The organism is Streptomyces sp. P9-A2, assembly GCF_036634175.1.
GTDB classification, from domain to species: Bacteria; Actinomycetota; Actinomycetes; order Streptomycetales; family Streptomycetaceae; genus Streptomyces; species Streptomyces pratens.
Genome location: NZ_JAZIFX010000001.1, coordinates 4091879 through 4107449 on the forward strand (window position 1 = coordinate 4091879; position 15571 = coordinate 4107449).

9 protein-coding genes are annotated in these 15571 nt (G+C 67.2%); 2 read left to right on the forward strand and 7 right to left on the reverse strand.

Features of this window, described 5'->3' with window-relative positions; all coding sequences use genetic code 11:
• Positions 1 to 207: 207 nt before the first annotated feature.
• From V4Y04_RS18570 to V4Y04_RS18580, 3 genes are all read right to left on the reverse strand, one after another.
• Positions 208 to 1911 carry a protein kinase family protein gene (locus tag V4Y04_RS18570; protein ID WP_332429330.1) on the reverse strand — a complete coding sequence of 568 codons (1704 nt, stop codon included), beginning with the start codon at positions 1909 to 1911 and terminating at the stop codon, positions 208 to 210.
• 141 nt (positions 1912 to 2052) lie between these two features.
• Entirely contained in the window at positions 2053 to 4299 is a 2247-nt protein-coding gene (gene murJ / locus V4Y04_RS18575) for a murein biosynthesis integral membrane protein MurJ (RefSeq protein ID WP_332429331.1), read from the reverse strand.
• A 45-nt stretch (positions 4300 to 4344) separates the two neighbouring features.
• Positions 4345 to 6765, reverse strand: coding sequence for a DUF6049 family protein (locus tag V4Y04_RS18580; protein ID WP_332429332.1), 2421 nt, complete (start codon positions 6763 to 6765; stop codon positions 4345 to 4347).
• Between the two features lie 249 nt (positions 6766 to 7014).
• On the opposite strand from V4Y04_RS18580, the gene V4Y04_RS18585 reads away from it, so the two are divergent.
• Complete coding sequence (locus tag V4Y04_RS18585; RefSeq protein ID WP_332429333.1) at positions 7015 to 8475, forward strand: CCA tRNA nucleotidyltransferase; 1461 nt, start codon at positions 7015 to 7017, stop codon at positions 8473 to 8475.
• A gap of 110 nt (positions 8476 to 8585) precedes the next feature.
• Here the strand turns inward: V4Y04_RS18585 and V4Y04_RS18590 are convergent, their stop codons facing one another.
• From V4Y04_RS18590 to V4Y04_RS18605, 4 genes are all read right to left on the reverse strand, one after another.
• Positions 8586 to 9098, reverse strand: coding sequence for an LppU/SCO3897 family protein (locus V4Y04_RS18590; RefSeq protein ID WP_332429334.1), 513 nt, complete (start codon positions 9096 to 9098; stop codon positions 8586 to 8588).
• Positions 9099 to 9222: 124 nt separating this feature from the next.
• Positions 9223 to 10485, reverse strand: a complete 1263-nt coding sequence (locus V4Y04_RS18595) for an MFS transporter (RefSeq protein ID WP_332429335.1) — start codon at positions 10483 to 10485, stop codon at positions 9223 to 9225.
• 97 nt (positions 10486 to 10582) lie between these two features.
• On the reverse strand, positions 10583 to 11665 hold the full coding sequence (locus V4Y04_RS18600) for an inositol-3-phosphate synthase (RefSeq protein WP_332429336.1): 1083 nt from the start codon (positions 11663 to 11665) through the stop codon (positions 10583 to 10585).
• A 43-nt stretch (positions 11666 to 11708) separates the two neighbouring features.
• Complete coding sequence (locus tag V4Y04_RS18605; RefSeq protein ID WP_332429337.1) at positions 11709 to 12392, reverse strand: PadR family transcriptional regulator; 684 nt, start codon at positions 12390 to 12392, stop codon at positions 11709 to 11711.
• Positions 12393 to 12788: 396 nt separating this feature from the next.
• Here V4Y04_RS18605 and V4Y04_RS18610 point away from each other — a divergent pair, with 396 nt between their 5' ends.
• Positions 12789 to 15491: a transglycosylase domain-containing protein gene (locus tag V4Y04_RS18610; RefSeq protein ID WP_332429338.1), complete on the forward strand. Its 2703-nt coding sequence runs from the start codon at positions 12789 to 12791 to the stop codon at positions 15489 to 15491.
• Positions 15492 to 15571 lie beyond the last annotated feature (80 nt).

The window sequence follows — 15571 nt, forward strand, 5'->3', positions numbered from 1 at the left end:
TTGACCTGACGTCACGCGTTGGAACGTCGTGGAGTCCGACATGCAGACGCATGTGGTCGACGACAACAAGGCGGTTTTGGGCAGATCTCTGAGCCTGTGGCCGGCCAAGGCGGAATCCGCTCGGAAGCTGCTTGCCGAAGACGGTTGAATAGTGGCGGTCTGCGGTCTGCGGTTTTCGGTAACCGCAGACCATGCGGTCCGCTGAGTTCAGCTGCTCACCTTGATGTCCACGACCCTACCGCGCCATTTTCCTTCGTCCACCTGTACCGGCAGTTCGGTCAGCCAGACCAGCAAATATCGGGACTTGAGCGTCTCATCGGGCTTGAGGATGACACTTTCGCCAGACCCTTGAGTGACCTTGGAAAATCCGTCAAAGGACGTCGGTTGCCCTCCTGCGTCGCTGGCGGCTGCACGAAGCTCGACCGAGGTGTTCCCCACGAAAGAAACGGTGACTTTGCCGACTTCCTGGACCTTGCCGAGGTCCAGGATGACGCCAACCCCGGGCTTGAGCCGGCCGAAGTCCGAACTCAGGTAGAAGTCGGTCTGCCAGTACGTACCGGGAGCGTCGTCATAGACCTTCGCCACATCGGCCGGCTTCTCGGAACCGTTCCCCATGGGGTCGAAGTCGTCAGCACCCGTGATGGCTATGGGTTGAGACGGCTTGGGTGCGCTGCTGCTCTTGTCGTCCTCGTCCGTCGTCTGGGTCTTGTTCGTGTCGTCCGCGTTGCTGCCCTGGTCGATGAGGGCGTCGGCGAGCTGCCAACTGCCCAGACCGAGCGCGGCGATCAGCAGCGCTGAAACGGCCCACTTCAGGACCTTGCCGGTACGGCTCTGCAGGGGAGGCGGGGGGACAGGGACCGGCTGTGTGACGCGCGTGCCCGGCCGGGGTGCCGGACGCCCGTAGGAGCCCTGCTGGTAGGTCGTGCGCTGGTAGTCCGGTGGAGCGGTGAACGCGGGCTCCGGCGGGCGGATGCGGGGCATCTCGCCGATCGCCTTCACCAGTTCTTCCGGTGTGGTGCAAGGGGACTCGTGGCGGGACGCGGTGGCCCCGTCGTTGGCCAGGGCGCGCATGGCGAGCTCGGACAGGCCGCGGTGAACACCGGCCCGTACCTGGTCGGGCGGGATCAGACCGATGTCCTTCGGCAGTCCGGACAGACCGTGGGCGTCATTCTCGTACGGCCAGCGCTGAGTGAGCGCCGCGTACAGCAGGGCACCGATGGACTCGGTGTCGGCGCGCTGTGGGGTGTCGGAGCCGATGCCACGCAGCGCCGCGTTCACCGCGAGGCCTCGGATGCGCCATTGGCCGGTCGAGGTACGCAGTACCGCGTTGGGGTTCAGACGCAGATGGGCGAGTCCTTCGCGGTGGGCCGCGGCCATGGCGGAGGAGATCTGACTGGCCATCTGGTAGGCGTCGTACACCTCCAACGGGCCGGCCGCCAGGAGGGCGGTCAACTCGGTCGCGTCGGGGAGCCATTCGTGGACGACGTAGACGATGTCGTCCTCCTCGACGGCGTCCAGGACCTGGACGAAGCGCGGATCGCCCAGCAGGGCCGAGGAACGGGCCGAGGCCAGGACGGAGCGTGCCCGCGAGTGATCCGCGGGCAGGATGTGCACGCCGACGGCACGGCGAAGCTTCTCGTCCATGGCACGCCAACTGCTGAATCCGTCCAGACGGGTGATGCATTCCTCGAGGCGGTAGCGTCTGGCGAGCTTGTGACCGCTGTGCAGTTCGAGCGGCGGCATCTTCCCGGGACCGTCGATCCCGGTGCTCTCCTGTGCCGCGTCGCTGTCCGTTTCCTGCTCCTGGTTATTGGCCACCCCGTCGGCCGTGGACTGGTCCGCCTGCGCGGTCAGCGACTGGTCGTCGCCGTTGTCTGCCACGTCGACGGCAGCTGTGCTCCGTTCCGCCACCGTCGTTCCCTGCCTCCCCATCCATGTACGCGTCGGGCAACGGCCCGTGCGCGCCGTCCGACGCCGAAACCAATTGTGCCCACAGTCCGCTGCTATGCACGACACACAAGGGCCTGCGATGGTTGTGCGCCTACCCGAGCCTCAGCGTCCCAGGCGTCCGCGGACCATACCGACCAGCGAGTTGACCTCCACAATGCGCATCCGGCGCGCGGCGACGAAAAAGACGACGAGCAGTACGGCTCCACCGGCCAGCAGCGCGGTGAAGGAACCGCCGACGCCCTGACCGAGGGTGCGCCCGATGCCGTAGCAGACCGCACCGGCGAGGAGTGCGGCCGGAACCGAGGCGATGCACAGCCGGGCGTAAGTCCGCAGGACCCGGGCGCCGTCCAGGTCTCCGCCCAGCTTCGTGCGCAGCCGGCGCCAGGCGATACCGACGCCGGCCGCGTAGGCCACACCGTACGAGGCTGCCATGCCGACCACGGCCCAGCGGGCGGGGAGGACGAAGAAGCAGGCCGCCGAGGCGACCGCGTTGACCGCGGCCACGATGACCGTGTTGTAGAAGGGGGTCCGGGTGTCTTCGTAGGCGTAGAAGGCACGCAGGACGACGTACTGCACGGAGTAGGGAATCAGGCCGAGGCCGAAGGCCATCAGCATGTAGCCCATGTTGGTCGCTGAGCTGATGCCCGAGGAACCGAAGATCAGGGTGCACATCGGGATGCCGAGCGCGATGAAGCCGAAGGAGATCGGCACGATCGCGACGGCCGTGGTGCGCAGGCCCTGGGAGATGTCGTCCCGGACGGCACCGCCGTCGTCCTCCGCCGCCGAGCGGGAGATACGGGGCAGCAGGGCGGCCATCAGGGAGACGGTGATGATGGCCTGGGGCAGGCCCCAGATCAGCTGGGCGTTGGCGTAGGCGGCGAAGCCGGTGCCCCGGACGCCGGAGTCCAGGCCGGCAGCGGTGGAGAGCTGGGTCACGACCAGCGCGCCCGCCTGGTTGGCGAGCACGAAAAGGATGGTCCACTTGGCGAGCATCGCCGCCTTGCCCAGCCCGTGGCCCTTCCAGTCGAAGCGCAGACGGATACGGAATCCCGTCTCGCGCAGGTACGGGATCATGGCCAGGGCCTGGACGACGAGGCCGAGCAGGATACCGATGCCGAGGAGACGCTGGCCTTCCGGCGGGATGCTCGTGACGGTCATCTTCGTAGTGGCGGCGGTGCCGTAGACATAGATGAACGTACCGAGCGTCACGATGATGACGATGTTGTTGAGGACCGGGGTCCACATCATCGCGCCGAACCGTCCGCGCGCGTTGAGGATCTGACCCATCACCACGTGCACGCCCATGAAGAAGATCGAGGGCAGGAAGTAGCGGGTGAAGGTGACGGCGACCTCGTTGGCCGCGGGGTTGGAGGCGACCGGGTTCGACAGCGCCCGTACGAGGAGCGGGGCGGCGAGCCATGCGGCGGCGGTGAGCGCGGCCAGGGCCACCATCACGAGGGTCAGCAGCCGGTTGGCGTACGCGATGCCGCCGTCGGCGTCGTCCTTCATGGAACGGACGAGCTGCGGCACGAAGACGGAGTTGAGGCCGCCGCCGACGGTGAGGATGTAGATCATGGTCGGCAACTGGTAGGCGACCTGGAACGAGTCGCCGAGGAGGCCCAGGCCGAGCGCCGAGACGATCAGAGCGGACCGGATGAAGCCCGTGAGGCGGGACACCATCGTGCCCGCCGCCATCACGGCGCTGGACTTCAGCAGCCCTCCGGCCCGGCCGCCCTTCTTCGTGGGTGCCGCGGGATCCGGTTCCGGCACGGGAGCCTCGGCGACCGGAGGCGGCGTGGCACCCGCGTAGTGGCCGGGAGCCGCGGAGGCCGGGCCGGGCGCGGACTCGTAGGGCCGGCCGGGGTGTCCCCCGCCCTGCTGCTGGTCACGGAAGAGGTGAGCGAAGGCGTCGGACTCATGACGTTGCTCCCCGACCTGGCCGACCAGGTCGTCCACGCCCACGAACTGCGTCGTGCGCGGGTCGTCCCCGTACGGGAGGTGCTGGGACGGGCCATCCGGCTCCGGCGCGGGGGCCTGGGCCCACACTCGGGGGTCGGGCGCGTAGGGCGAACGGGGAGGCTGCCCGTACAGCGGCTGCTGAGGGGGGTGTGTGCCCGGCGGGGGCGGGGGATGTGCCGCGCGGTCGTACAGGGCCTCGGTGACCGGGTCCTGGGCGGCGATGTCCTGCGCCCGGTAGGGGTCCTGGTCGTAGGCGTCCTGGAGGTACATGTCGGCGGACGGCTGCGGCGCCTGGTCGTGACCGGGCGGCGGGCCCCCCTGGGGGTCCGGCTCGGGATGGCCCGAGTCGCCCGCGGCATGGCCGCGGTCACCGTCGTACGGCGCGTTCATGATTTACCCCACCTCATCGTCCCGGGCCCACCGGCCACGGCAGCCTCAACGGTCCACTCTCTCACCCGTGCCGGACGGGCCTGCTTTTTCCGGTGCGGTGTCCGGTACCGGGTCACTCGGCTGCTCCGGGTCGTCCGTTTTCTCCGCGCCGGCTTCCGGTTCCTTCGTCTCAGGGCCGCTCTCCGGCTTCTCGGTAGGACGTTTCGCAAGGGTGTCCGGGTTCTGCGGATCGTCGTCGGGGCCCTCGCCCTCCGGGCGGTTCTGCTCCTGGGCCTCGCGGGCCGCGGCACGCTTGCGTTGCGTGTACATCCGGAAGCCGGCGAGGACGAGCAGCAGCACGCCGCCGCCGATGACCAGCATCACCGTGGCGGTGATCTCGGTGACCTTGACGTCGAAGGTGACAGGCTCGCCGTACTTCTGGCCGTCCTGCGTGTACAGCTGGGCGATCACCGTGGCCCGGCCGTTGGCGTTGGCGGACGTGGTGAACTTCACCGAATGGCTGTGCCCGCCGGAGACGGTGATCGGCTGCTCCTCGTAGGCGTCGCCGCCGATCTCGAGGCGGGTCGGGTTGGTCGAGGTGAGCCGCAGCGTCAGGCTCTCGACGCCCTGCACCAGGTTGTTCTGGACGGTCACGGGGATGGTGGCGCTGCGGCCGGAGAGCTTCGTCTCCGACTTGTCGATCAGTTTCACCTGGTCGAGAAGTCCGTCGAGGTACGCCTCGACGCCGCTGCGGTAGGTGGCGGCCTCGGCGATCCGGCCGCGCCAGGAGACGGACATTCCGCGGTTCATGGCCAGGCCGAACGGGGTCACGACCCGGGACGGGTCCGAGAGGATCATTTTGAACGTGTTGAGTTTGCCCTGGGTCCTCGCGATCTGTTCGAACGCGGACCGTGGCAGCTCCTGCTTGCGCAGTGAGGAGGGGTACGAGGAGGCCGCGGGGACCTTGGTGGTGGCGGCAGGATCCGGTTCGGCCTTCGCGGCAGCGGTGAGGTTCTCGGACTCCGACCAGTTCTCGTCCTGAACGGCCTTCAACGCCTCGGCCATCGTCTGGGCCTGGCTGGCGGTGGGGGTGCGCTGCGGGGCGATGACGACGCTGCGCTGCCGACCGGTCTGGAGACCCAGCGCCAGGCTCTGGGCCAGGAACCGCTGCACGGCGAGTGTGGACGTGGATGCCCTGGTCATGTCGCCCTGGAACAGGGTGGACAACTGGGCGTCCGCGACGACCGCCGTGGTGCCGCCGCCGATGGGGCGGGCGGCAGAGGGCGTGTACGACAGGTCGCCGGTCTCCCGGAAGTTGTCGCTGCGGGCGATCACCTTGTCGGCTCCGGCGGAGGTGGCGACCTTGACGATGGAGGGGTCCACCGCTCCGTTGACGGGCCAGGCGAAGTCCGTGGTCGGTTTCACGTGGAGGATCGGTTCCACCGTGTTGACGACGACGTCCGTGGCTTCCTTGAGATGACTCAGGGAGCCGGTGACCGAGGTGCCGTTGTGGGCGAGGGAAGCCAGATCCGGATCCCCGAAGGGCAGCGCGACGACCTCCTTGCCCTTCACCGCGCTCTGTACATTGGCGAGCCACCGCTTGGCGGCGGCCTGATGGCTGCCGGCCGTGGTGGTGTCACCCGAGCCCTGGACCTTGTAGCTCTCGGTCATCGCGTCGACGGATGCCAGCAGATCCGGATCGATCACCCAGGTGATGTCGAGGTTCCTGCCCAGTGCCACCATCCGGTCCAGGCGGCCGCCGGGGGCGATTTCCTTGGCCAGGTCGTCGTCACGGAGGACCGGGGTCTGCTGCTCGTTGGAGCCCGTCTCCGCCGTCGTGTGGACCGTGGAGATCAGAGGCCACAGAAATGTCGTGCTCGTCTTCGTGTCGACGTCATCGGGCTGCCACGGGAGGAGCGTCCGCCGGACACCGAGGGTCTGTTCCCAGGGCTGCGCGGCGGTCTGCCCGGAGAGGGCCACGGCCAGTTGGTAGACGCCGTTCTCCCCCAGGCTCAGCTCGTCCACCGGTACGGAGATGCTGAAGCGCTGCGAGACACCAGGTGTGAGCTCGGCGTACTCCTGGGCGTACTTGTCGTCGACCTCCGGGCCGATCGCGCTCTGGACGTCGTCGCTGTCCCGGGCGACGCGGTCGATACCGGAGCGGGTGTTCAGCAGGGGACCCACACGCAGACCGACGTGGGCGTCGGTGACCGTTTGCTTGCCCTTGTTGGTCACCGTGCCGGACACCGTGATGGTGTCGTCCTCGCCGGGGGCGCCGGGCGTGAGCGAGTTCACGGAGACGGAGACCGAGCCCGTGCCGGAGGCGGCCTGCGCGGAACTCCCCGCGGCGGCGGCCGCAGGAGGCGCAGTGGGCCACTGGAGCAACCCTGTCAGCAGGGGTGCTCCGGCGAACAGGATGCCGGTGCGCCGCAGCCAGCGGCGGGCAGGTGAGGGATGCATCCCCTGGAAGTCTGCCGCCTCGGCCACGTGCTCGCCCGTCCCTCGTGGTCAGTGGTCGTCGTATGTGCGTCCACGCATGGTAACGATGCCCGGTGAGGCTGAGTGCCGCGGACCGGTCCGCAAGATCGGTTCGGCTGCCGCACTGTCCTGTATGTGGCTGTATAAGAGGGCGCTTCCCCTGCCCAGGGCGCCGGTCCTGTGAGGAGGCTGTGGGAGGGGACCGGGCAGATCAATGGAGGAGCTTCCGGCCGCCCGAGCCACGTACCCTTTTCTGTTGTGCCGAACGCCAACGAACAAACCAGTGCCCTGAGCCAGGTGCAGGACCGAGCGGTGAACGAACTGCTGCGAGTCGCCCCGGTCGCCGACGATCTTGCCCGCCGCTTCCGGGAGGCCGGGTTCTCACTCGCTCTGGTCGGCGGCTCGGTCCGGGACGCGCTGCTCGGCCGGCTCGGTAATGACCTGGACTTCACCACCGACGCCCGCCCGCAGGACGTTCTGAAGATCGTCCGTCCGTGGGCGGACGCCGTCTGGGAAGTGGGTATCGCCTTCGGCACTGTCGGAGCCCAGAAGGAGGCCCGCGTCGGAGATGTTGATCGAAGCTTTCAGATCGAGGTGACGACCTACCGCTCGGAGGCGTACGACCGCACGTCACGCAAGCCTGAGGTGGCGTACGGCGACTCCATCGAGGAGGACCTCGTCCGGCGTGACTTCACTGTGAACGCGATGGCCGTCGCGCTGCCCGAGAAGGAGTTCATCGATCCGCACGGTGGTCTGGACGATCTGGCGGCAGGTGTGCTGCGTACGCCGGGTACCCCCGAGGCATCCTTCTCGGACGACCCGTTGCGGATGATGCGGGCCGCGCGCTTCGCCGCTCAGCTCGATTTCGAGGTGGCTCCTGAGGTGGTCGCGGCCTTGCGGGAGATGGCCGGACGTATCGAGATCGTCTCCGCCGAACGGGTACGGGACGAGCTGAACAAACTGGTTCTGTCCGCATACCCCCGCAAGGGGCTGACCCTGCTCGTCGACACCGGGCTCGCCGACCATGTCCTGCCCGAACTGCCGGCCCTGCGTCTGGAGAGTGATGAACACCACCGGCACAAGGACGTCTACGAACACACGTTGATCGTCCTGGAGCAGGCGATGGCCCTGGAGGGCAACGGCCCCGACCTGACTCTCCGCCTGGCGGCTCTGCTGCACGACATCGGCAAGCCGCGTACACGCCGCTTCGAGAACGACGGCCGGGTCTCGTTCCATCACCACGAGGTGGTGGGGGCGAAGATGACGAAAAAGCGCCTGACGGCCCTCAAGTACTCCAACGAGTTGGTGAAGGACATCTCGCGCCTGGTCGAGCTTCATCTGAGGTTCCACGGCTACGGCACGGGAGAGTGGACGGACTCCGCCGTTCGCCGTTACGTCCGCGACGCGGGGCCGCTCCTGGGCCGGCTCCATAAGCTGACCCGCTCGGACTGCACGACACGCAACCGTCGCAGGGCGACCGCCCTCTCGCGTGCGTACGACGGTCTGGAGGAACGGATTACGAAGCTTCAGGAGCGGGAGGAGCTGGACGCCATCCGTCCGGACCTCGACGGAAACCAGATCATGGAGGCCCTGGGCGTCAGCCCCGGGCCGGCCGTCGGTCAGGCATACAAGCACATGCTGGAACTGCGTCTGGAGAACGGCCCGATGGAATACGGCGCGGCGGTGGCGGCCCTCAAGGAGTGGTGGGCCGGACAGTAGAGCTGAGAGCGTGGAGCCGGGTTATGTTTCACGTGAAACGTGACCCGGCTCAGGACGCACGGAGGGGCGGTGTTTCACGTGAAACACCGCCCCTCCGTGCGCTTGCCTTACTACTTGTGGTCCTTCAGGCAGAGCAGGAAGTCCTTGCCGTCACCACTCTGGGTGTACACGTACTGGAAGCCCTTGGCCTCGGCCTCACACTTGCTGGAAGCCAGGGTGTCGGAGAGGAACGAACCGTCAATCTTGGCCAGCACCTCGTACTGAGCGTCCGAGGAGTTGCAGTCGACGACCTCGAGGTCGGGATTGTCGTCACTGGTACTGCCGCGGTGCATGCAGTCACCGACTGCCGCGGTGTTGGCGTCGTCCCGGCTGGAGATGAAAGCGCCGATAGCCGCACCGACGAGCACCACGACGATGATGATGTTCTTGATCGTCTTGAAGCCGATTTTGCGGCGAGGCTGCTCCGGGGGGACGGGGGCGCCTTGCGGGGGGAATCCAGGCTGACCGGCCTGCTGGGGAAAGCCCGGCTGGCCCTGAGCGAAGGGGTTCTGGCCCTGGGGCTGCTGCTGGGGCTGCTGCTGACCCTGGGCGTACGGGTTGCCCTGAGGCGGCGGAGTGGTCACTTGGAGGTCCCCCCTGGAACGCGAGTGCGTGGCGTGAATTACGTGTTGATCAGACGCACGTAAGTTACCGGGCGCCACTGACAACGTCCTCCCGTGTGGGGGCTCTGTGGCATTGATGTGACACTTACTGCCGCTCGAAACGGCTGATAGTTACAGTTACTGCCCCGTAGATAACGGCGATTGTTACCACTAGAGGGACCGATCGGCCGTCCGGCGGCAGCATCAGGGCAGCCACTGCGGCGGCGCCGACGAAGGCCACGTTGAACAGAACGTCGTAGAGGGAGAAGATCCGGCCACGGAAGGCGTCGTCAACGGAGGACTGGATGATGGTGTCCGTGGCGATCTTCGCGCCCTGGGTGGTCAGGCCCAGGACGAATGCCCCGATCAGCAGAGGACCACTGGCGAAGGGCAGACCGAAGGCAGGCTCCAGGACCGCGGCGGCCGCCGCGCAGATCATGATCCAGCGGCCGGGCCCGAACCGCCCTGCGGCCCAGGGGGTCACGACGGCGGCGACGAAGAAACCGGCGCCGGACACGCCCAATGCCAGGCCCAGAAGGGCGAGCCCCTCCTCCGTGGTGTCGGTCAGGGCGTACCGGCACAGCATCAGCAGCATGACGAGCATGGCGCCGTAGCAGAACCTCATCAGGGACATCGCGGCGAGCGCCCAGGCGGCTTCCCTGCGTGAGGGCGCCGCCAGGTGACGCAGACCTGCCAGCAGATCGTGAGCGGTGCCGGTGAGCGCCGTGACCAGCCCTGGCTGCATCAGTGTCCGGTCGGGGCCCAGCGCTTCCTTCGCGATGCGCAGTGATGCCAGAGCCGCGCACAGGTACAGCGCCGCGCTCACGAGCACCACGGCCGCATCGGAGTCGGAGACGATCAGGCGTACGAGGAAGGCGAGTCCGCCGCCCGCGGTCGCGGCGAGTGTTCCGGCGGTCGGGGAGAGGGAATTGGCGATGACCAGCCGCTCGGAGTCCACCACGCGCGGCAGCGCGGCGGAAAGGCCGGCGAGGACGAAACGGTTGACGGCGGTCACGCACAAGGCGGAGGCGAAGAGCAGCCGGTCCGGAACCTGGCCGAGAATCAGGACGGCGGTCACCGACGCCATCAGTGCGCGCAGCAGGTTGCCGTACAGGAAGACCTGGCGGCGACGCCAGCGGTCGAGCAGGGCCCCGGCGAAGGGACCGACCAGGGAGTAGGGGAGCAGCAGGACCGCCATCGCGGAGGCGATCGCCACGGCCGACGTCTGCTTCTCCGGTGAGAAGACCACGTAGGAGGCGAGCGCGACCTGGAAGACGCCATCGGCGCCCTGGGAGAGCAGCCGGACGGTGAGCAGGCGTCTGAAGCCCTGAAAACGCAGCAGGACGCGCAGGTCACGGACGACGGCCATGGGGCACAGCCTCACATACGGGGAGGGTCCCCGGGACATACGCCCCGGGGACCCTCGATCACCCGCACATCAGGTACTCACCTTCAGGAGGTGGGTCCTAGCTCTCGATCTCACCCGCGATGAACTTCTCGACGTTCACGCGGGCCTCGTCGTCGAAGTACTGCACCGGGGGGGACTTCATGAAGTACGAGGAGGCCGACAGGATGGGGCCGCCGATGCCGCGGTCCTTGGCGATCTTCGCGGCACGCAGGGCGTCGATGATGACACCTGCGGAGTTCGGGGAGTCCCAGACCTCGAGCTTGTACTCCAGGCTGAGCGGGACGTCACCGAACGCGCGGCCCTCGAGGCGCACGTAGGCCCACTTGCGGTCGTCCAGCCACGGGACGTAGTCGGACGGGCCGATGTGGACGTTCTTCTCGCCGAGGTCCCGGTCGGGGATCTGGGAGGTGACGGCCTGCGTCTTGGAGATCTTCTTGGACTCCAGGCGCTCCCGCTCGAGCATGTTCTTGAAGTCCATATTGCCGCCGACGTTCAGCTGCATCGTGCGGTCCAGGACGACACCGCGGTCCTCGAACAGCTTCGCCATGACGCGGTGCGTGATGGTGGCGCCGACCTGGGACTTGATGTCGTCACCGACGATCGGCACACCGGCCTCGGTGAACTTGTCCGCCCACTCCTTGGTGCCGGCGATGAACACCGGGAGGGCGTTGACGAAGGCGACCTTGGCGTCGATGGCGCACTGGGCGTAGAACTTCGCCGCGTCCTCGGAACCGACGGGCAGGTAGCAGACCAGGACGTCGACCTGCTTGTCCTTGAGGACCTGGACGATGTCGACCGGCTCCTCGGCGGACTCCTCGATGGTGGCCCGGTAGTACATGCCGAGACCGTCGAGGGTGTGGCCGCGCTGGACCGTCACACCGGTGCTGGGGACGTCGCAGATCTTGATGGTGTTGTTCTCGGAGGCGCCGATGGCGTCAGCGAGGTCGAGGCCGACCTTCTTGGCGTCCACGTCGAAAGCGGCGACGAACTCGACGTCGCTGACGTGGTAATCGCCGAACTGAACGTGCATCAGGCCCGGTACCTTGGACGCCGCGTCGGCGTCCTTGTAGTACTCGACGCCCTGCACCAGCGACGCGGCGCAGTTGCCCACGCCGACGACGGCTACGCGAACCGAACCCATTCCGGTTGCTCCCTGTGTGTACGAGTGAGGCCCTGAGCGGGACTCACGTGGCGGTGTCGGCGGGCGAACCGGCCCGGGGATCGTCCCCGGGCCGGGGCAGGTCGCCCGACGTTCCAGATGTGGTGTTCTGTCGAGGGGGTGCCCCGGGGGCGGGACCCTTCAGGTCCTGTCCGGCCCGCTCGCTCTCGATGAGCTCGTTCAGCCAGCGCACTTCCCGCTCCACGGACTCCATCCCGTGGCGCTGGAGCTCGAGCGTGTAGTCGTCGAGACGTTCCCTGGTCCGGGCCAGCGAAGCGCGCATTTTCTCCAGGCGCTCCTCCAGCCGGCTGCGGCGGCCTTCCAGTACACGCATGCGTACGTCGCGTGAGGTCTGTCCGAAGAAGGCGAACCGCGCAGCGAAGGTCTCGTCCTCGTACGCGTCGGGGCCCGTCTGGGAGAGCAGCTGTTCGAAGTGCTCCTTGCCGTCGGCCGTCAACCTGTAGACGATCTTGGCGCGGCGGCCCGTGAGCGGAGCGGCGAGGGCGTCCTCGGTGGTGTGCCCCGGTTCCTCGATCAACCAGCCGTTGGCGACCAGCGTCTTGAGGCAGGGGTAGAGCGTTCCGTAGCTGAAGGCACGGAACACACCCAGTGACGTATTGAGTCGTTTGCGCAGCTCATAGCCGTGCATGGGGGACTCGCGGAGCAGGCCGAGGACGGCGAACTCGAGGATCCCGGAACGCCGGCTCATCGTCGCCTCCTCCCTGTCGCGGTCGTGCCGTGACGGTTTCTCGGGTGGCTCATCGCCGCCCTTATGCCGAGCTGATGTATCGACTCGATACATCACGACGATAGAACGGCCTTGCTTCCGGGACAAGAGGAGGTGTGGTGAACGGGATCACATCCGCGTTCCAAAGCGAGCAAGTTGCCTGTTTTGAGCTGAACTTCTGTGCTCGCGGGTTTTGGCGGTGCGTAGTCTGTGCGCCATGCAGAACACCGGGAACCGAGTTACGCGTGGGGGTGTCCTCGTCCCTGGTGCAGTACGGGATGAATGCGGGACCCACGGCATCCGTACTTCGGGGGGACCGGAAACCAGTTGCCGTTTCCAGGCGCGCGAGAATGCGCCTGCCCGAGGAGTAGTCGTTCGATGAGCGAGCACCGTCGCAAACCGCAGCAGCCGCAGGGAGGCGGACGTGCCGCGGCCCGACGCGGCCAGTCCGGCTCGTCCTCCGGCCGCCGCGTGGCACCGGGAGGCGCCACCGGGTCTCCGTCCGATTCCTATGGGTCGGACTCCCGCGACTCGGGTGGTGAGGGCCATACCCATGGAAGCCGCGTCGAAGCACGACGCGCGGCACAGAGAGGCGGGGGCCGCCGGGCCGGTTCCACCGGGCCCGGCCGGGGGCGGTCGGCGCCTTCCGACAAGAAGCGGATCATCGACTATCCGCGCCACGACAAGTACGGCTGGCATCGCTGGATGCCGTCCTGGAAGTTCGTCACCGGGCTGTGCATCGCGTTCTTCGGCAGCATGGTGGCCGCCGCGGGAATCGGGTACGCGCTGGTGGGCGTGCCCGTCATTGCCGAGACCGCCACGGCGCAGAACAACGTCTACTACTGGTCCGACGAGTCGCAGATGGTCGCGACGGGTGGTGAGCGCAACCGCCAGATCGTCAACCTCGAGAAGATCCCCAAGGCGATGCAGGACGCGGTCATCTCCCAGGAGAACAAGACCTTCCGCCAGGACACCGGCATCGACCCCAGGGGCATCGCCCGCGCCGTGCTCAACATGGCCACGGGCGGCGAGACGCAGGGCGGGTCCACGATCACCCAGCAGTACGTCAAGAACGCCATGCTGGACGACCAGTCGCAGACGCTCTCCCGCAAGGTCAAGGAGATGTTCGTCTCGATCAAGGTCGGCACCAAAATGGACAAGGACGAGATCCTCGAGGGCTACCTGAACTCCGCGTACTACGGGCGTGGGGCATACGGGATCCAGGCGGCTGCCCAGGCGTACTTCGACAAGCCCGCACTCGAGCTCGACGAGGGCGAGTGTGCCTTCCTGTCGGCGGTCCTCAAGGGCGCCACCTACTACGACCCGGCCGGCGCGACCTCCATCGACCCGGTCAATGCCACTCGGGAGAAGAACGAGAAGCGTGCCCGGCTCCAGATGCAGGACACGCTGGAAAAGATGGTTGAGTACGGCCATCTGGATCCTGCGGACAGGGCTAAGTACACCAAGCTGCCCAAGGTGGAGAACCCCCGGTCGAACACCGCGCTGAGCGGGCAGATCGGTTACCTCGTTGACCTCGCCAAGGCGTACATCGTCAACAACAGCGACGAAACCGGTATCACCGCCAACAAGCTGGAGCAGGGCGGCTACTCGATCTACACGACCTTCGACAAGAAGAAGGTCGAGGCGCTCGAGAAGTCGGTCACGAAGGTCTACAAGGCGAACATCAAGCCCGAGGAGCGCCCGAGGACGGACACCCACGTCCAGTTCGGCGGTGCCTCGGTGGACCCGGCGACCGGTGCGATCAAGGCCATCTACGGCGGTGCCGACGCGACCAAGCACTTCACCAACAACGCCGACGCGACCGGTGCCCAGGTCGGCTCGACGTTCAAGCCGTACGTGCTGGCGGCCGCCATGAAGTGGGGCGTCCGGGACCCCGAGGGCGACCCGGTGCAGCCCCAGGACGAGCGTACGAAGGTCTCCGAGAAGAGCCTGTACAGCGGCAAGAACAAACTCAAGATCAATGAATACGACGGTTCGGTCTGGCAGAACGAGAAGGGCGAGCAGTGGCAGCAGGTCAACGACGGTGACGAGTCACTCGGCGACCCGCCCGACTACAAGATCGATCTCCGTAAGGCGATGCAGTTCTCGGTGAACTCCGCGTTCGTTCAACTCGGCGTGGATGTCGGCCTGGACAAGGTGAAGGAGTCCGCGGTGGACTCCGGGCTTCTGGAGAGCAGCCTCGCCGGAACGAACTACCCGTCGTTCTCCCTCGGTACCTCCAACCCCAGCGCGATCCGCATGGCGGGTTCGTACGCCACCTTCGCGGCCAGCGGCGAGCAGCGTGATCCGTTCTCGGTCAAGAAGGTGACGGACAAGGACGGCACGGTCTTCACCCACAAGACCCAGACCGAGCAGGCGTTCACCGCTCTGGTCGCCGACAACGTCACGGACGTCCTGAAGACCGTCGTCGAGGACGGAACCGGCAGCAACGCCCAGCTCGAGGGCCGCGAGGTGGCCGGCAAGACCGGCACCACGGACGGCAACAAGTCCGCCTGGTTCGTCGGCTACACCCCGCAGTTGTCCACGGCGATCAGCATGTTCCGGTACCCCGACGACGAGACCATCAAGAACCGCCAGTTCCTGGAGATGTACGGAACAGGTGACCAGGAATCGATCCACGGTGCCTCGTTCCCGTCCGAGATCTGGGCCGACTACATGGAGGTCGCGCTGAAGGGCCAGAAGGCTCTGCCCTTCCCGACCCCGAAGCCCATTGGCGAGATCGTCAACGACACTCCGTCGCCGACCGCGAGTCCCTCGCCCACGGAGACCGAGGAGGAGACGCCGTCGGCGTCTCCGAGCACTTCGGAGCCGGCGCCGGAGCCGGAGCCCAGCCGCCCCACGCCGTCCGAGACCGCCACCTGCAGGGTCTTCGACTTCAACTGTGAGGACGAGGACGACACGGGCGGTACAGGGCCAGGAGGCTCGGACGCCGGTGGTACGGACGGCGGGGTGACCAGCTCACCGTCGCCTTCGGAGTCGGAAGAGGAAGGCACCAGCCGGGGCAACGGCAACGGCAACGGCAACGGAAGCGGTGGCTTCCTCGGGGGCTCGACCGGGTAGCCGCACTTTCGCCCGACTTGGGTGTTTCACGTGAAACATGGGCCGCCGTACCCCTCGGGTACGGCGGCCCTCGGCATGGG